This is a genomic window from Aliisedimentitalea scapharcae (genome assembly GCF_045277565.1).
Taxonomy (GTDB): domain Bacteria; phylum Pseudomonadota; class Alphaproteobacteria; order Rhodobacterales; family Rhodobacteraceae; genus Aliisedimentitalea; species Aliisedimentitalea scapharcae.
The window spans coordinates 3,639,772-3,657,775 of record NZ_CP123584.1 but is presented as its reverse complement, the minus strand read 5'-3'; the positions used below and the strand labels follow the sequence as shown (position 1 = coordinate 3,657,775).

Sequence of the window (18,004 nt, the reverse complement as noted above, 5' to 3'; positions counted from 1 at the left end):
CGGATGGTTGATTTCAGGTCAAAGGGGCGGTCTGATGGGATCAGATGTAGTCGAACGCCCATTCGTTGTAGCCCTGTTCCCCGCGATACCACAGAACCCGGTCCGCGCCGGTTTCGCCATGGTTCCAGCGCTGTTTCTGGCCCTGTCCCATGGCCGCGCGCACGACGGCGCGACGTTTCTGGCTCAGCAGTATGTCCCGGGTCAGCGTGGCTTCGTCCCATTTTTCAGATACTTGCCGGGTAAATTCGGCCAGTAGATCACTGTGTTCGGGGTTGTGGGCGAGATTGGTGCGTTCATCCGGGTCGGCATCGACGTCAAACAGCATTGGTCCGTCGTGAGAGGAGGAAATGAACTTGTACGCGTCCTGCCGGATCATGAAAATCGGTACCGGGGTCGCTTCGGCCAGGTATTCTGCATAGACAGTCCGGCCCGGCGACGGGTTGCCGCGGTCGATCAATGTGGTCAGGTCAACGCCTTCCAATGGCTCGGCCTCGGCTGTGATCCCTGCGATTCCATTGAACGTCGGCAGCAGGTCAACCAGCGACGACAGCTCAGAGACCCGTTGCGGGGTGATCCAGGGGGCTGACAGGATCAACGGCACCCGCAGCGCCTTTTCAAAGAAGTGTTTTTTGAACCACATGCCCCGTTCACCCAGCATTTCACCATGATCCGACGTGAATATGATGGCTGTGTTTTGATCGGCACCGGTGGATTTGAGCGCATCCAGAACCCGGGTTACCAGGCTGTCGATATAGCTGATCGACCCATAGTATGAGCGGATTGCGCGCCCGACGTCTTCGTCACTGAACTGGATTCCCATCATCCCAAAATCGCGCAACAACCGGGCGGAATGTGGATCATGGTCCTGTTCGGGCAGGGCACCGACACGCGGCATCGGGATGTCCACATCCTCATAGAGGTCCCAGAATTCCTTGCGACACAGATAGGGTTCGTGCGGGTGGGTATAAGAGACCTGCAGGAAAAACGGGCGATCATCGTCCGACCGGGCCATATCGAAAATATGTTGAACCGCTTTGAAGGTGACCTCTTCGTCGTAATCAATCTGAACCGAGCGTTCACAGATACCGGCAATGCGTACGGCGCGCGGATCATTGGTGTCGCGCTTGCCTTCGTGTTCCCAATTGGGGACCCAGGCAAAATCACCGGGATACAGATCGGCTGTCAGGCGTTTTTCAAAACCGTGGAATTGGTCCGGGCCAATGAAATGCATCTTGCCAGACAGGGCGGTCTGATATCCGGCGGCGCGCAGGTAATGGGCGTATGTGGGGATTTCGGCGGAAAACTCGGCGGCATTGTCATAGGCGGCGACTGTCGAACAGAGCTGGCCTGTGGCCATGGAAAATCGCGACGGTGCGCACAGCGGAAAGTTGCAATAGGCGTTTTCGAACACGACCCCGCCTGCTGCGAGCGAGTCCAAGGTAGGCGCATGACAGATCTGATCGCCATAGGCACGCAGCGCCGACGCGGTCAGTTGGTCGACCTGAATGAACAGAATGTTTGGTCTGGCGCTCATGGTGTTTTCTCCGCTGTGTGGCGCAGGGCAATGTCCTGTCAGGGACATGGCTGCTGCGGCCATCATCAAACAGAGCACGGACGCTGTGAAGGCGTTAAATGACGGACGGCTGCGCCGCGGCGGAAAATTTTGGATCAATTGGGGTGAATGGCGAGCCGTGGAGGACTCGAACCCCCGACCTGAGAATTAGAAGTTCCCTGCTCTAATCCAGCTGAGCTAACGGCCCGCGTTTTCAGGGCCACATTTCTTACACGTCAGCCGCATTGTCAACGCCGCCAGAGGCACGGTTGGGAAACTTTTCTGAACCTAGAGCGGATCAGCCCCCGTCCAGCACCACAGCACCTCATCGGGTTGGAACCAGGGGCCTCAGAACAGGTTCTGAATTTCGTGCAATTCGGTGCTCAGACATTGGGCAAAGCTGGTGGCCAGCGTTGATGGCGGGCGATGGGCCGGTTGCAGGATTGAAACCGCCAGCTCCACATTGGGAGTGAAACGGCGAAAGACGACTGAACGGGGTTCTGGGCGCGCCTTGATAAACCCGGCCGCGGTGATCGGGTCACAGATACAGGCACACAACCCGTTCTCGACCAGTGTCATTGCCGGCTGAAAGTTGCGCAATTCGAACCGTTGCACAAATCTGGCCTTTTGCACTGCGAATGCTCTTTGGGTGTCGATCAGATTCGGATGTCCGTCCTGCAGGGCGGCCATGGGACGTCCATCCAGATCGGCCGCGGTGATGTCTTCCTTGTGGGCCAGCGGATCATCGGCGGGCAGGGCACACACACACGCCAGGCGAAAATCTTCGGTGTCCAATGCGCCGGACGGGTTGGGGGTTTCTGACAGGCCAATGTCGTATTGCTGGGATGAAATCCATTCTTCGATGACCGATGACGCCCGCATCATCAGCGAAACCCTGACGTCCGGTTTGTCGTCAAGAAATTCGGCAACCAATTGCGGCATCATCACCGGGGCGGCGGCAGGCATGCAGGCGATCTTTAGACGGCCCTGCGACAGTTCTCCGATTTCGCGCATGGTGCGGGTCGAAAGGGCCAGCCGATCCAGGATTGCTTCGGCTTCCGGCAGAAAATACCGCGCCTCGGGGGTGGGAACCAGTTTCCCGCGCTGACGGCGAAACAGAGCCAGCCCCAATTCGCCTTCCAGATTGGCGATCAGGGCGCTGGCGGCAGGTTGGGTCCGGCCCAAGATTCGCGCGGCTTCTGACACGGATCCGGTGCGCATCACTTCGCGAAAGGCCTGAAGTTGGCGAAAGCTGAGGTTCATGGCGCTTTGAATTCCTTGAGGTTTCCTTCGAGTTATAAAGCAACTCTATTTAGCAATCAATTTTATCATTTTGACTTTATACCTTCCCGTCGTGACCCTCTCCGGGAACCGCGCAGCACCGTATTGCGCATCTGTTGGAGGGGTTCATGACACGCTTTGCAAGCATCCTGTTGACTGTTCTGATCTGCGTTGTGGCGCTGGGTCAGTTCGTGCAGGTGATCACCAGATATGTTCTGGAAATCCCGGTGATGGGGTTAGAGGAAAGCCTGCTGTTTCCGACCCTGTGGCTGTACGTTCTGGGGGCGGTCAATGCGTCGCGCGAGAACACGCATATCCGGGCCAATGTGCTGGAAATTTTCCTGACAACAGATCGCCAGCATCAAATTCTGGCCGCCATTGGCGAGGTGATCAGCCTGATCATCGGGGTGTGGCTGACCTATTGGGCCTGGGATTTTGCCAAATACTCGCATCGCGTCTGGCGCGAAAGCCCGACGCTGTATCTGCCGACGTTCTGGGTGGATATGGCGCTGGTTGCCGGTCTGATCCTGATGATGTTGTTCACCGTCGGCCACCTGCTGACCCATCTGCGCACGATTTTTGCAAAGGACCGTTTAGATGGTTGAAATTGCTCTCCTTGCCGTCCTGATCCTGGTTGTTCTACTGACATTGGGTGTACCGCTGCCCTATTGTTTTGGCGCCGGATTGATGGTGATGTATTACCTCGGCGACGTTGTGATGAAGGGCAATATGCTCTGGGGGTTTCAACAGCTGGGCAACCCGGTGCTGTTGGCCATCCCGCTGTTTGTTCTGGCCGGAACGATCATGTCCGTGTCGGGCATCGCTGCCAGTCTGTTGAACTTCGTCAATATCTTTATCGGCCATCTGCGCGGTGGACTGGGCGTGGTGGCGACCGTTTCCTGTGCCCTGATCGGTGCGATCTCTGGCTCGGGCCTGACGGGTGTCGCGGCCATCGGTCCGCTGCTGATCCCCGAGATGGAGAAACAGGGCTATCCCCGTGAATATGCCACCGCTCTGATCGCCAATGCGTCCCTGTTGGGGCTGTTGATCCCGCCATCGGTGACGATGATCGTCTATGGCTGGGTAACGGACACGTCGATCCTGGCCTGCTTCCTGGCCACATTGGGGCCCGGTCTGTTGATCATGCTGTCGTTTTCCATCGTCAACATCCGTATGGCCCGCAAGTTTCCTCTGAAACTGAATGAACCGCCCAAGGGTGCGGCCTTCGTGGCCGAAGCCAGCAGTCGCGGGTTCAAGGCGACCCCGGCGTTGTTGATGCCGGTGATCATTCTGGGTGGCATCTATGGCGGCATCATGACCCCAACCGAAGCCGCCGCCGTGGCAGTGATCTATGCGATCCCCGTGGGGTTCCTGATCTATCGGGGTCTGGATGTTAAAACATTCCTCGGGGCAGGGCGCGAGGCCGCCACATCCGTGGGCGCGATCATGTTGATGATCCTGTTTTCCATGATCCTGAGCCAGATGTTCGTGTTGGAGAGCATCCCGCAGGCGCTGGTCGAAGCCATCTTTGCGATCACCGACAACAAGATGATCCTGCTGATCCTGATCAATATCCTGCTGTTTCTGGTGGGCATGGTTGTCAATGATGTCACCGCCATCATCCTGATCGCGCCGCTGTTGTTGCCGCTGATGCAGGCCATCGGGGTCAGCCCGGTGCAATTCGCCGCGATCATGGGCGTCAACACCGCGATGGGCGGCGTAACCCCACCCTATGCGTCGATCCTGTATCTGGGCGCACGCATCGGCAAGGTGCCGGTGACCAAGGTGATCCGCCCTGCCATGACCCTGATCCTGTTGGGCTATCTGCCGGTCGTTTTCCTGACCAGCTTCTGGCCGGACCTGTCGCTCGGGCTGCCCCGTTTCTTTGGCTACTGAATACCACCACTCACATCATCACATACCTCTGGAGGAGAAAACCCATGATGAATTTCCTGAAATCCACCTGCCTTGCCGCAGCTGTGCTGGCCACTGCCGGGATTGCCGCCGCTGATACGCTCAAGCTCAGCCATATCCGCCCACAGGGCGCGACCATCGACAATGAATTGCGCGCCTTTGCCGCCAATGTGTCCGAAGCTACCGGCGGATCGCTGGATCTGAAGCTGTTCCCGGCCTCGGCGCTGGGCGATTACACGTCGGTGCAGGAACGCATTTCGGTGGGTGCGATTGACATGGCCGTACAGCCTGCCGCCACAGCCGTGGATCGCCGGATGCAGATCAGCGCGTTTCCCTATGTGGCCGCCAATTGGGCCGAAGCCAAAAGAATCTATGGCCCCGGTGGTGCGATCCACGGCGCGATGAAGGAGCTTTATGCCAAGCAGGACATCACCATGCTGGCCGCCTATCCGGTGTATTTTGGCGGTGTTGCGTTGCACACCGATCCGGTATCGCCCGGTGACCCGTTGGCAGCCAAAGGCATCAAGGTCCGCGTTCCCGGCATCAAAAGCTTTCAGCTAACGGCCGATGCGCTGGGCTATATCAGCTCGCCCATTCCGTTCTCCGAAGCGTTCACAGCGGTGCAGACCGGGGTGGTTGACGGTGTCGTCGGCTCCGGTGCCGAAGGGTATTACGCATCATTCCGCGATGTGACATCCGCCTATGTGCCGGTGAACACCCATTTCGAAGTCTGGTACATGATCGTCAATTCCGGCGCTTTGGTTGATCTCAGCGATAGCGACCGTGCCGCGCTGGAAGCCGCTGCGCTGGAATTCGAAGCCACACGCTGGACCACTGCCGAGGCGGATCAGGGCGCGTTTGAACAGAAACTGGCCGACAATGGTGCCAAGATCGTCGCGCTGACAGACGCCGAACTGGCCGCCACCGCTGATCATGTCCGTGCCCAGGTATGGCCACAGGTTCTGGAAGACGTGGGCCAGGAGTGGGGGCAATCGATCCTCGACCAAATCGCGCAGTAAGCTCCCTGATGCGCGACACTGGAAAGGGCGGGCACCTCCCGGTTCGCCCTTTCCCCCCTGTTGATCAAGGAATGTCCGATGTTCATGTCGCTACGCCGCACACCCGAGAACACAGTTACCGTGACCGTCAATGGTCAACAGATCACCGCCCCCGAGGGGCAGACCGTCTGGGCAACCATGGCATTGGCCGGGCAGATCACCACACGCAAATCCGCGCTGTCCGCCGAAGACCGCAGCGCCTATTGCGCCATGGGTGTGTGCTTTGAATGTCTGGTTCAGGTCGATGGGTTGCCCAACCAACAGGCCTGCCTGCGTCGCATCAGTGACGGAATGATCATTGAAACCCAACAGATTACCGAAACCACCGAGGCCCCTCTTGATGATTTTTGACTGCGCAATCATTGGCGCTGGCCCTGCCGGGATGAGCGCGGCCATTTTGCTGGCTGGTACCGGTCTGCGTGTGGTGGTCCTGGACCGTGGCGCAGGTGCTGGGGGACAGATCTTTCGCGCGGCAGCCAACAGCCCCTTGATTGATACGGGGGTGTTGGGGCCGGATTATACCGATGGTGCCGGTCTGATTGCCGAATTCGAACGCTCAGGCGTGACCCATATGGCCGGGGCCGATGTCTGGCATGTGGGCGAAGATGGCACGATCCTTTTTTCTCACGATGGCGAAACCCGCCAGTTACAGGCCCGCGAAATTCTGATGTGCCCAGGTGCCATGGAACGCCCGATGCCAATCCCGGGCTGGACGCTGCCCGGTGTGATGACTGCCGGGGCGGCGCAGGTGATGTTGAAATCTGATGCGGTTGTGGCCGAGAATGCGGTGTTCGCCGGATCCGGGCCGTTGCTCTACCTGATTGTCGCGCAATATCTGCGCCTTGGCGTTCCGGTGGCGGCGGTGGTGGATACCACGCCGCATGAAAACTATTTGTCCGCTCTGCCGTATGGGCCATCAGCTTTGCGTGCTTGGCCGATGCTGCGCAAAGGATTGGGGCTATTGCGCGAGATCAAGACCGCGCGTGTGCCGATGTTCAGATCCGCCACCAATTTGCGGGTGCTGGGGCAGGGTCGTGCCAGCGGGCTTGCCTTTGACAGCAAGGGGGCGCAACAGATTGCAGCACAACATGTTTTCCTGCACCACGGCGTGGTCCCGCAAACCAATATGACTCGTGCCATGGGACTGGATCACATCTGGAACGAGGCACAACAGAGCTGGCAGGTCAAAACTGATGACTGGGGTCAATCATCGACCCCGCATGTGTCGGTGGCTGGTGATGGGGCCGGGATCATCGGGGCTGATGCAGCGCGCTCGGCGGGGCGGCTGGCCGCAATGAATATCGCGATGCGCCTAGGCGAAGTGTCGGAGGCAGATCGGGATCGGTGGGCCCGCCCTGACCGCGCAGCATTGGGGCACCTGGCATCCTTCCGTGGTTTTGTCGACCGGCTCTATGCGCCGGTGCCTGCGCTGAGCGTCCCGCAGGAGCCGGACACATTGGTCTGTCGTTGCGAAGAGCAAAGCGTGCAGGCGCTGCGGGACGGGTTCGACGGCGGTGCCCGCGATCCCAATGCGCTCAAGTCTTTGACCCGTTGTGGCATGGGGCCGTGTCAAGGGCGGCAATGTGGCCCGATTGTCAGTGGTCTGTTGGCGCAATGGCGACGTGAACCCATCGGTGATGTCGGGTATTTCCGGCTGCGCAGCCCCCAAAGATTGCTGAGCCTGGAAGAGTTCAGCCGGTTCCAGACCATCACGCCGGAGGCAGGGGAATGAACGCGGATATCCTGATCATCGGCGGCGGCATCCAAGGCTGTGCGACGGCCTTTCACCTGGCACGGCAGGGCGCGTCGGTCATTGTTCTGGAGAAAGATTATGTCGCCCGCCACGCCTCGGGGGTGAATGCAGGCGGTGTGCGCCTGTTGGGACGCGACATGGCCGAAGTGCCCCTGTCCAAGGCGTCGATGGAGATGTGGCAGACGTTGGATGAAACGCTGGGTGAAGACACCGGATTTCGCCGCAAGACGTTGATCAATATCGCAGCTGACGAAACCGACATCGAAACGCTAAAGGCCCGTGAGGTCCGGATGCGCGCCGCTGGATATACCCACGAACGCATCATTGATCGCGATGAATTGCGCGCCGCGCTGCCGCATGTGCATCCTTCCTGTGTCGGCGGCGTGACCTCGGAACTGGATGGCCATGCGATCCCCTACAAGGCCACGTCGGCCTTTCGTCGTGCTGCTGAACGCCACGGTGCGCAGGTTGTCGAAGGGGCCGAGCTGACCAGCCTCAGACAGGTCGGATCGACCTGGATTGCGCGCACGCCAACCGGCACCTTTGAGGCGGCCAGGGTGGTGAATTGCGCCGGAGCCTGGGCCGATCGGGTGGCAATGATGATCAGGGACCATGTCCCGCTCAGCCATGCAGCGCCGATGCTGATGATTACCGCACGCCTGCCGCATTTTGCCGGGCCTGTCGTCGGGGCCGTCAGCCGGCAGCTGAGTTTCAAACAGTTTGAGAATGGCACAGTGCTGATCGGTGGCGGGGCCAAGGGCTTTGCCGATCGCGACCACAACACAACCCGGCTGGATTATGCCAAATTGGCCGCCGCTTCAAAAACCGCAATCGACTTCTTTCCGATCATGAAAACCGCGTCGATCAATCGGATGTGGGCCGGGCTTGAGGCGTATATGCCCGACAATCTGCCCGTGATCGGCCCGGCGGTGAATGCCTCGGATGCCTATCACGCCTTTGGCTTTTCCGCGCATGGGTTCCAGATGGGCCCGATCGTGGGACAGGTCATGGCCGATCTGGTGTTGACCGGTGCGACCTCCTATGACCTGAATGCGTTTCGCATTGACCGATATGACCGAAAAACCCTCTGACACAACAGGAATACGCTTATGACCATCACCCGTATCGACACCGGCACACGGATGAGCAAGATCGTTAAACACAATGGAACCGCCTATCTGTGCGGCCAGGTGGGCGATGGTGCCACGGTTGCAGAGCAAACCCGCGATTGCCTGTCGCGCGTCGAAGCCCTGTTGGACAATGCCGGGTCGTCCAAGGAGCAAATTCTACAGGCCATCATCTGGGTGGCTGACATGGCAGATTTTGCCGAAATGAATGAGGTTTGGGATGCCTGGGTCCCCGCAGGAGCCGCGCCCGCACGTGCCTGTGGCGAAGCCAAGCTGGCCCGCCCTGACCTGAAGGTCGAAATTATCGTGACTGCGGCCTGCGCCGGCTGAATGGGCTGGCTGCGTGGATTGCTACGCGGCACGGGACGGGGGTCAGCCGAGCTTTTTCAGCGGCTGGCCCGGGAAATCCCAGGCGTTCAGCTCCGCCTCGCAGTGGTTGGAAAAGGCTTCGATGACCGCTGCGTTGCGGGCATCAGGTGCCATGATCAGCCCCAGCTCCATCGGTGGCACCGACCCGGTCATGGGCACGAACCGCAATTTTCGTCCATCCGGAGCCCGGTCGTCATAAGGCCGGATGTTCAGAATTGAAAACCCGAACTCATTGGCCACCAGCGCGCGCAGAACTTCGACGTCACGGGTGCGTTCGACGATATTTGGCTTCAGCCCCTTGAGCCGAAAGAACGACATGAAATATTCGCTGCTGATCGGCAGATCCAGCAGGATCATCGGATGGGCGGCGAGCTCTTCGACCGACACTGCTGGCAGATGCGCCAGCGGGTGGGTTTCTGCCAGCATCGCATACGAGGGCAGCGACCGGATCGGGGTGAACTCCAGATCCTGAGGCAGATACATGTCATAGGTCAGCGCAACGTCGATCTCGCCCTGGCGCAGACCCTCGAATATCTCCATCTGGTTCAACTCGAACTGGCGCATTCGCACATTGGGATAGGACCTGGCAAATCCACGTCGCAGCGACGGCACCAACTGCTGGGCAAAGGTCAGCAAACACCCGATGCTAAGCGGGCCCTGAACACTGTCGGCAATACCGTCAGCCACCCGGTTCAATGCATGCGCTTCGGCCAGAACCTGTTTGGCCTGGACCATGAAATGGCGCCCGGATTGGGTCAGCGACAACCCCTGCGCATGTTTGCGCACGAACAGGGGCAGGCCGAACTCCTTTTGCAGCTGGCTCAGCGCGGCAGAAATGGACGGGGCTGTCACGTTGACCTTTTCGCTGGCGGCCGCGATTGAACCGCATTCGCCAACGGCCACAAAATATTCCAGCTGTCTCAGGGTGTAGCGCAGGGTCATGACCCATGTATCCCGCGCGTACTATCCTGACGCAAGCCCCCCAATTATTCGGCAGCCTGCAACTGTGTTGTGTCTTCTCGTGCCAGCCACATTTGGAAGTCGCGAATAGTGCCTTCCAGATCGTCTCCGGCCAGAGGCCCGGATTCGGCGTGGGACGACTTTAGCGCGACCTGCATCCGCTCCAGTTTCTCCCGGTCTTCGCGGTTGACCTCGGTCCACAGGGCGATCCGCTGCTGGATGGTGTCTTCGTCCAGATCATCGCCGCGCACGGACATGGTCCATTTTACCCGGATTTCGTCCGCCGACAGCGGAAAGATCGAGATTGACACCAGAAGGCTGGCGGCCTGACTGGTCACCTGGGTCGGGAAGATTGCATACAGCGTCGAGCGGTTGCGTTCAGCCTCGGTCAGGTTCGGGCCACCCAGGCCACGGGATTCGATGCCTTCGGGGTAGTTGGCGCAATAGGACGTGAACCCGGGACCTGACACCGATTTGCGCGCCAACCCGGTGGGGGTATATCCGTGCAGGGTCTGCGGGTGCACCACAGACAGGTGGTAGCCTTCCATGAAATTCTCGACCAGGCATTTCCAATTGGTCTTCCAGATGCCTTCCTCGACATGCACCACACGGAAATCGTCGGCCTCGTAATTCACCAGCTGGGCGTCCAGCGCCTCGGTGTTGTCGGTAAAGGGCGCGGCCTGATCATCCAGGTTGATATAGACGAACCCCTGCCAGATCACCGTGTTGAACCCATGCAGACGACAGGATTTGGCGTCAAAGCCGGCGTTCTCCATCCGCGCGGCACGCAACAACGAACCGTCCCGACCATAGGCCCAGGCGTGATAGGAACAGACAAAGCGTTTCACTTTGCCCCGACCTTCGGCCAGAGGCATGCCGCGATGGCGACAGACATTGGCCAGCACACGCACCTGCATGTCATCACCACGCACCACGATCAGCGGTTCATTGAACAGCTGAATGGTGAAATAGTCACCGGGTTCCGGCACCTCATCTGTGCGACCCAGGCAATGCCAGCCGTGTTTCAGCACGGTCTGGGTCTCCAGCTCAAAATACTCGGGGTCTGTGTAAAAGGCGCCGGGCATGGTCATTGGGCGGTCCGCGGGCAGGGCAGTGATCTGCTGCAAGTCCTGACGGATCTGGTCAATGCGGGTCATGGTGCTAATCCCTGTTGGATTGAAGTGTGTGTTTTAGTTTTAGGTTATTCATCGCCCGGCACGCCGTATGATGGTGCCTCTCGGGGATCTAGGGCGCGCTGGATATAGGCGTCCAGCTGCGGTTTGTAGACGTCCCAGGCGGCGGCGATATTTTCGATCGGACAGGCGTCCTGGGACCAATCACAGCGCAGCTCGGCCACCGGCCAGCTGACGGTGTCGACGATCAGCATTCCCGCCGAATGCACCGGGCCGGCCTCACCACCCGCCGCCATCCCGGCGCGCATGGCGGCAATCAGCCGGTCCCCGATATGGCCAGTCGCGGCTTCGAACCCCTCAACGATGGCCTGGCAGACCCCGTCATTGGCCAGCAGATTACCGCCCGACGCCACATCACGCCCCTGCGCCTGGGTCCAGATGCCCAGGGAATTTGGCCCGGAATGGATCGCCGTGTCGCCTTGCGCATCCACAGCCAGAACCTGGCGATAGTCGATATGCGCACCGCGCCGCTGCACATGTGCAATCGCCTCGGTCGCACTCAGCCCCTGCTCCATCAGATCGAGCGTCAAAGGCCCCAGCGAGGGATCAGTCACATTCTGGCTCGCCACCGCGCCCACGCCCGCCCGGGCAAAGGCACATCGCGCCGCGACTGCTGGCGAAGATGACGAAATCGCCATTCCGAACATGCCCGTTTCAGCGCAGCGCGCCACCAGCGAAAAGGTCATCTCTCACTCATCTCCCTATAGCCCCTGAATGGGCTTCTTTCTGGTCCCAAATACCTTCGGGGGGGACAGGGGGGCGGATAGCCCCCCAAATTGCCCGACCCAAAAGCCAGTGGTGTCGCCGATCAGGCGGCGCGCCCGGCGTCGATCCTGGCCATCAGGTATTGCGCGAAATCATAGTTCGGGCGCTCCAGATGGCTCAGGTGACCGGGGGATGCGGCGTTCGATGACAAGCCTTTATACACTTTTTCGGTGCAGCCACGGTCTTCGACGTTCACGTCATCCAGCAGGGTTTTCAGATCGGCAAAGTTCTGCTTTGCGTCCGGGTCGTCCTTGTAATCATCCGACATGCCGCCACCAAAGCGGATGTGAACCTTGCCAGGGCTGACGGGATGCAGGCTCAGATACCAGAAGTACCCGGGCGTCAGGGTGATCAACAGCGACGGATAGAGCGACAGGAGGAACGTGGTGCGGCGTTCCTCGCCTTTCAGCCGGTCGTTCTTGTCATGCGCCATGGCGATGCGCAGGCTCTCGTCCTTGAGGATGGTGTGATAGTTGAATGCAGGCTCTCCCGGTGGGCAGATCATGTCTTCGAGCTTGCTGAGACCACCGATGGTGCCCGCGTGGCAGACCGGCAGGTGATAGCTCTCCATGAAGTTCTCGGCCAGCACCTTCCAATTGGTGTCCCAGACGTGCTCCTCAAAGAACGCTTCGGTGTAGTTGGTCATGTCATAACCGGCGATCATCTTTTCGACGTCGGCCAGCTGTTCGGACACTGGGGGGCTGTCGGGGTTCAGGGTGATGAACACCCAGCCTAGCCATTCCTCGCACCGCACGCGGGGCAGGGTATAGCTGTCCTTGCAGAAGCCGTCGTTCAGGGTCATCGCCGGGGCACCACGCAGGGAGCCGTCCAGGTTATAGGTCCAGGCGTGATACGGGCAGACGATGGAGCGCACCTGGCCGCGACCCTGCAACAGCGTTGACATACGGTGCAAGCAGACGTTGGACAGGGCGCGCAGTTCGCCGTCGCGGTCACGGATCACGATCACCGGCTGACCGGCCAGATCGCAGGTGGTGTAGGATCCGGGTTCGGCCAACGCGTCAGCACGACCGACACAGAACCATTCACGCGCAAAGATATGCTTCAGCTCTTCCTGCAGGAAGGTCTCGGTCGTGTAGACCTCGGGCGGCATCGCGCGGGCCTGCTCGAACGGAATGGAGGTGTTCTGGCGAAGTGCTTCGACCGGATCAAGAATGTCTTTTGCCATGTCAGGGTCTCCTAGTTGGGAGGGCGTTAAATTTGAATTTAGGGAACAGGTGGGTCAGTCCGCCTGCAAGTGAAGGGATAAGGTCATTCGGCAGCCATCCTTCTGGCTATGATCTTGGGGTCCGAGATATGCCAATCGGTCACAGCGCTATCTGCCTTTGACGTTGTCCTTGGTCCCATGACGGTGTCGGACAGGTCTGCGGCGTGTTTGACGAATGCCATCGGCCCGTCCCAGTCAAAGTTCTGATAGACAGCCGCGAGGTGGGTGTGGGGCGGGGATTGGGCGAACAGCTGGAACGACAGGCGGTGACCGGCGTAATCCGAATTCAGCAGGTCGCGGGCAAAGGCCAGCAGCTTGCGCCGGTCCTCGGCCACCCATTCGTCGTTGAGGGTATAGTATTTCTCGAGCCACGGACCCGTGTCATCGCTGGCGAAACTCGCCGCATCCGGGGTCACGCAGACCTGGCCACCGCACAGGTCGCGGGTCAGCTGCACCATGGCGGGCAGTTGCGAACAGGCCTGCACCCGGCCCGCATACAGCAGCGATTGGTTCGGCATCATCAGCCCGGCGGGCGATTTTTCCGCCAACGCCACCGACGCCGTCAGATGCGCGTTGATCCCTTCGCGGTAGCACGCCAGGGTCGACAGCTTCTCCTGCACACCCTGTTCGCGGTCCAGCCCGGTCTGGCGGACATTGAACAGCGCCGCACCGATCATCATGTCGGTCTGTTTCAGGATCCGCTGCAGGAACGGAAACGCCGAATACCGGTGCAACGTGGCGCGCATGAACATCGCCGCACGGGTGTGGCGGTAAAACAGCACGTTCTCCCAGGGGATCAGCACATCGTCAAACACGACCAGCGTGTCGATCTCGTCAAACCGGTTGGCCAGCGGGTAATCTGCGGCAGGCGCGCGACCGGCAAACCCGGTGCGACAGATGAATTTCAACCCCGGCGCGTTCAGATCACAGATGAACCCGACCGCATAGGGCGACATCTCTTCCTCGCCCCAATTGGCAATCGTCGGTTTGGTAAAGGCCTGGTTGGCATAGGCGGCTGCGGTTTCGAATTTGGCCCCGCGCACGATGATCCCGGCATCGGTTTCGCGCACCACATGCAACAGCATGTCCGGGTCCTGATCCTGCGGAGGGCGCGACCGGTCGCCCTTGGGGTCGGTATTGGCCGAGACCTGGAACAGGTCCTGACGCAGCACCGTGTCGATATGGGTCCGGATGTTGCCCGCAAACTGCGGGTCGAGTTCGCCCAGCACATCAGCCCCATCCAGCAGCGACCACATCTCGCCCACGGTTTCATCGCCCACCCGGGTCACGACCCCACCGATTTCATTCATCATGTGATCGGTGGCGCGGCGTTTGGCCCACCAATCGGCCTGGCTGTAGGGCAGCTTGTAGCCCATGGCCGAAACCTCGCCAGCTTCGGTATAGGTCATCAGATCCGCATGCGGCGCCTGATGCTGCATGTCATAAATCCGCGCCCGAATATCCACCAACGGCTTGAACTGAGGATGCCCCGAAACATCACGCACCCGCTCACCATTCACATAAACCTCACGGCCTGCGCTCAACGAAGCGAGATACTCAGATCCTGTGCGTATCATGGCTGTTTCCAATGGCTAGAAATGGGGCGGGGCGCTTTGGCATGTTGCGCAGATCATTCACCGACACGGGCGACGTTGAAAAGAAAAAAGCCGGTCAGCATTGCTTAGGCAAAAACTATTTTATTGTGAGCTCGTCGACCGAGAGGAAGCGCATGCAACAAGAATATAGTGCTTTTCCGGATGATATCGGGGGGGCGCGTGTCGTTGTCGGACTGGCATCAGCATGTTTGCTTGCCCGTCGATGACACCGCTCTGCGGTGGCTTTGGCCTGCAGAGGGCACGCACGGGGAAATGGAATTGCCGGTCTGACGTGGCCTGGGACGGCAAGTGATCAGCGGGTGAGCGGTCTCTGGATCGAGTGCGGGGTATGCAGGTTTTTCAGTGGCTTGCGTGGACAGTTGACCTTTGGGCCCATACTCTGTTCCACGGCACCTGAGGCACAGCCCTTCTTTCTCGTTGCTTTGCACCGGGAACAGGAGGATGTCTTGGGCGGAGTGACTATCGTCTGATGCCTTTCGGAAACCCGATGGATCAGACAGCGCAAGACGGGGGCAGGATGTGATCGAGCTCAAGGATCTTCAGGTGTTGTTGGCGCTGTCCCGGCATCAGCATTTTGCCAAAGCCGCCCAGGATTGCGGAATGTCGCAACCCGCATTTTCGATGCGTATCCGCAATCTGGAGGAAAAGCTGGGGGTGTCGATCGTGCGGCGGGCCAATCGGTTTCAGGGGCTCACCGAAGAAGGCGAGATGATCGTTCGCCGCGCACGCCCGATTCTGGACGACGCCAAGGCGCTGGAACAGGAGATTTCGGCCGCGCGGGGCCAGGTGGCTGGCGCATTGATTCTGGGGGTGGTGCCGACGGCGACCACCTATGCTGCACAGGTGGTGGATCTGGTGAATCAAACCTATCCGCTGATTCAGGCCCGGATCGAGGTCACGACGTCCCTGATCATTCAGCAGCGTCTGTATGATGGTACGATTGATGTCGGAATCACCTATGCCGACAGTCTGGGGCGCGATCTGGTGACGGTGCATCCACTGTATGACGAAAGCTACGTCTTGCTCGCCCCCCAAGATCTGGTGTCAGAGCATTCCGAAGGAATCACATGGGTCGAGGCCGCAGAGTTGCCGCTGAGCCTGTTGATTCCTGAAATGCAGAACCGGCGCATTCTGGATCGGATTTTCGACGAGCTGGGGCTGAAGCCGGAAATTGTCTCTGAATCCAATGGGTTCATGGCGTCTATCGTTTTGGCGCGCAGCGGGGCCGCAGCCACGATTCTGCCCCGGGCGCTGATTGATGCATTGGGGGATCTGGATGGCACGCGGGCCTTGCCTCTGACCGATCCGGAGCAGACCAAACCCATCTGCCTGGCGATCTTGGATCGGCAACCGGAATTGACCACTGTTAGCGCGCTCAAAGAGGTGGTTCTGAAGTTCGCACGATAATCATTGCTTATCGTGCGATCCAAAATACAGATTTGACGATATTCTTTCCTGATGGCATTGCTGGCTGAATTTCGCGTGCGCAAGGGAAGGACACCATGGCACCTCTGGACAATAGCAAAGGCGTTTGGAAGTCGGGCAAAGGCAAGGGCCGCCGTACTCCAAAAGGCCGCCAAGTCGATGATACTGCTCTGGAAGAAATCCGTGCGCTGCTGGGCGATCGCCCGCGCAGCCGGGATCTTCTGATCGAATTTCTGCATCTGATTCAGGATGCCTATGGCCATCTCAGCGCCACGCATATCCGGGCGCTGGCCGAGGAAATGCGCACCGGGCAGGCCGAGATTTACGAAGTGGCCTCCTTTTACGCCCATTTTGACGTGGTACGCGAAGGCGAAACACCGCCACCTGCGCTGACAATCCGTGTCTGTGATTCCCTGTCGTGCGAGTTGGCCGGAGCCGAGCAGCTGCAAAAAGCGTTGGAAGACGGTCTGGACGAATCCCAGGTGCGCGTTGTGCGCGCGCCCTGCATGGGCCGCTGCGACACAGCGCCGGTGCTGGAGATCGGTCACAATCACATCGACCACGCCACACCGGAAAAGGTGCAGGCCGCAATCGCAGCCGATGACACCCACGCCCATATCCCTGCCTACGAAGCCTATGACGCCTATGTCGCCGAAGGTGGCTATGAAACGCTGAAGGATCTACGCGCCAATGGCGATTGGGAAGCGGTTCAGGCCAAAGTGAAAGAGGCCGGTCTGCGCGGTCTGGGTGGCGCGGGTTTCCCGTCGGGCACCAAATGGGGCTTTGTGCGCGCCAACGAAGGCACGCGGTATCTGGCCGTCAACGGTGACGAAGGCGAACCCGGCACGTTCAAGGACCGCTATTATCTGGAACGCACCCCGCATCTGTTCCTCGAAGGCATGCTGATCGCGGCCTGGGCGGTCGGGGCGGAAAAAGCCTTTATCTACATGCGCGACGAATACCCGGCGGTGCTGCACATCCTCGCGGCCGAAATCAAGGCGCTGGAAGACGCGGGCATTGTCGAGCCCGGATATATCGACCTGCGCCGTGGTGCGGGTGCCTATATCTGCGGTGAAGAATCCGCGATGATCGAATCCATCGAGGGCAAACGCGGCGAACCGCGCCACCGTCCACCGTTTGTGGCGCAGGTTGGTATCTTTGGCCGTCCGACGTTGGTGCACAATGTCGAAACCCTGTTGTGGGTTGCCAAGATCAACCGCGAAGGCCCCGAATGCCTGAATTCGGTCGAGAAAAACGGCCGCAAGGGGCTGCGCAGCTATTCGGTGTCGGGCCGGGTCAACAATCCGGGCGTGCACCTGCTGCCCGCCGGATCGACAATCACCGATATCATTGACGCCTGTGGTGGCATGATCGAAGGCCATGCCTTCAAGGCCTATCAGCCCGGTGGCCCGTCGTCGGGTCTGTTGCCTGCGTCGATGCATGACATTCCGTTGGATTTCGACACGCTGCAGCCGCATGGCACCTTCATTGGTTCAGCTGCTGTGGTGGTCCTGTCCGATCAGGACAGCGCCCGTGACGCCGCGCTGAACATGCTGCGGTTCTTCGAGGATGAAAGCTGTGGCCAGTGTACCCCCTGTCGGGTGGGCTGTGAGAAAGCCGTCAAGCTGATGCAGTCGGAAAAGTGGGACCAAAACCTGCTGGAAGAGCTGAGCGCCGCCATGATCGACACGTCGATCTGTGGTCTGGGGCAGGCTGCGCCAAACCCGATCCGCCTGACCATGAAACACTTCCCCGAGGAGGTATAA

At 59.6% G+C, this 18,004-nt stretch carries 16 protein-coding genes and 1 tRNA gene; 9 read left to right on the top strand and 8 right to left on the bottom strand.

Annotated features, from left to right (window positions below; all coding sequences use genetic code 11):
- Positions 1–40: 40 nt before the first annotated feature.
- The 3 genes from betC to QEZ52_RS17040 form a co-directional block, all read right to left on the bottom strand.
- On the bottom strand, positions 41–1,534 hold the full coding sequence (betC, locus tag QEZ52_RS17050) for a choline-sulfatase (RefSeq protein WP_406645672.1): 1,494 nt from the start codon (positions 1,532–1,534) through the stop codon (positions 41–43).
- A 148-nt stretch (positions 1,535–1,682) separates the two neighbouring features.
- Positions 1,683–1,760 (bottom strand) — tRNA-Arg (locus QEZ52_RS17045).
- Positions 1,761–1,900: 140 nt separating this feature from the next.
- Positions 1,901–2,815 (bottom strand): LysR substrate-binding domain-containing protein, encoded by a 915-nt coding sequence (locus QEZ52_RS17040; protein ID WP_406645671.1) that lies wholly within the window; start codon positions 2,813–2,815, stop codon positions 1,901–1,903.
- Between the two features lie 146 nt (positions 2,816–2,961).
- On the opposite strand from QEZ52_RS17040, the gene QEZ52_RS17035 reads away from it, so the two are divergent.
- From QEZ52_RS17035 to QEZ52_RS17005, 7 genes are all read left to right on the top strand, one after another.
- Positions 2,962–3,438: a TRAP transporter small permease gene (locus QEZ52_RS17035; RefSeq protein WP_406645670.1), complete on the top strand. Its 477-nt coding sequence runs from the start codon at positions 2,962–2,964 to the stop codon at positions 3,436–3,438.
- Positions 3,431–4,729, top strand: coding sequence for a TRAP transporter large permease (locus QEZ52_RS17030; RefSeq protein WP_406645669.1), 1,299 nt, complete (start codon positions 3,431–3,433; stop codon positions 4,727–4,729). The genes QEZ52_RS17035 and QEZ52_RS17030 overlap by 8 nt, the downstream gene beginning before the upstream one ends.
- Before the next feature lie 44 nt (positions 4,730–4,773).
- Positions 4,774–5,766, top strand: a complete 993-nt coding sequence (gene dctP, locus QEZ52_RS17025) for a TRAP transporter substrate-binding protein DctP (RefSeq protein WP_406645668.1) — start codon at positions 4,774–4,776, stop codon at positions 5,764–5,766.
- Positions 5,767–5,844: 78 nt separating this feature from the next.
- On the top strand, positions 5,845–6,156 hold the full coding sequence (locus QEZ52_RS17020; protein ID WP_406645667.1) for a (2Fe-2S)-binding protein: 312 nt from the start codon (positions 5,845–5,847) through the stop codon (positions 6,154–6,156).
- Entirely contained in the window at positions 6,146–7,537 is a 1,392-nt protein-coding gene (locus tag QEZ52_RS17015; protein WP_406645666.1) for an FAD-dependent oxidoreductase, read from the top strand. The genes QEZ52_RS17020 and QEZ52_RS17015 overlap by 11 nt, the downstream gene beginning before the upstream one ends.
- Positions 7,534–8,649, top strand: coding sequence for an NAD(P)/FAD-dependent oxidoreductase (locus QEZ52_RS17010; RefSeq protein WP_406645665.1), 1,116 nt, complete (start codon positions 7,534–7,536; stop codon positions 8,647–8,649). The genes QEZ52_RS17015 and QEZ52_RS17010 overlap by 4 nt, the downstream gene beginning before the upstream one ends.
- An 18-nt stretch (positions 8,650–8,667) precedes the next feature.
- Positions 8,668–9,015: a RidA family protein gene (locus QEZ52_RS17005; protein ID WP_406645664.1), complete on the top strand. Its 348-nt coding sequence runs from the start codon at positions 8,668–8,670 to the stop codon at positions 9,013–9,015.
- Positions 9,016–9,057: 42 nt separating this feature from the next.
- Here the strand turns inward: QEZ52_RS17005 and QEZ52_RS17000 are convergent, their stop codons facing one another.
- The 5 genes from QEZ52_RS17000 to QEZ52_RS16980 form a co-directional block, all read right to left on the bottom strand.
- Entirely contained in the window at positions 9,058–9,996 is a 939-nt protein-coding gene (locus tag QEZ52_RS17000) for a LysR family transcriptional regulator (protein WP_406645663.1), read from the bottom strand.
- A gap of 44 nt (positions 9,997–10,040) precedes the next feature.
- Entirely contained in the window at positions 10,041–11,171 is a 1,131-nt protein-coding gene (locus QEZ52_RS16995; RefSeq protein WP_406645662.1) for an aromatic ring-hydroxylating dioxygenase subunit alpha, read from the bottom strand.
- 44 nt (positions 11,172–11,215) lie between these two features.
- Positions 11,216–11,893: a DUF1028 domain-containing protein gene (locus QEZ52_RS16990; protein ID WP_406645661.1), complete on the bottom strand. Its 678-nt coding sequence runs from the start codon at positions 11,891–11,893 to the stop codon at positions 11,216–11,218.
- 122 nt (positions 11,894–12,015) lie between these two features.
- Positions 12,016–13,158, bottom strand: coding sequence for an aromatic ring-hydroxylating dioxygenase subunit alpha (locus tag QEZ52_RS16985; RefSeq protein WP_406645660.1), 1,143 nt, complete (start codon positions 13,156–13,158; stop codon positions 12,016–12,018).
- 83 nt (positions 13,159–13,241) lie between these two features.
- On the bottom strand, positions 13,242–14,774 hold the full coding sequence (locus QEZ52_RS16980) for a 4-hydroxyphenylacetate 3-hydroxylase family protein (RefSeq protein WP_406645659.1): 1,533 nt from the start codon (positions 14,772–14,774) through the stop codon (positions 13,242–13,244).
- Positions 14,775–15,332: 558 nt separating this feature from the next.
- Between QEZ52_RS16980 and QEZ52_RS16975 the strand changes: the two genes are divergently transcribed.
- Both QEZ52_RS16975 and QEZ52_RS16970 read left to right on the top strand, forming a co-directional pair.
- A complete protein-coding gene (locus QEZ52_RS16975; RefSeq protein ID WP_406645657.1) occupies positions 15,333–16,220 on the top strand; it encodes a LysR family transcriptional regulator in 888 nt (295 codons plus the stop codon).
- A gap of 95 nt (positions 16,221–16,315) precedes the next feature.
- A complete protein-coding gene (locus tag QEZ52_RS16970; protein ID WP_406645656.1) occupies positions 16,316–18,004 on the top strand; it encodes an NAD(P)H-dependent oxidoreductase subunit E in 1,689 nt (562 codons plus the stop codon).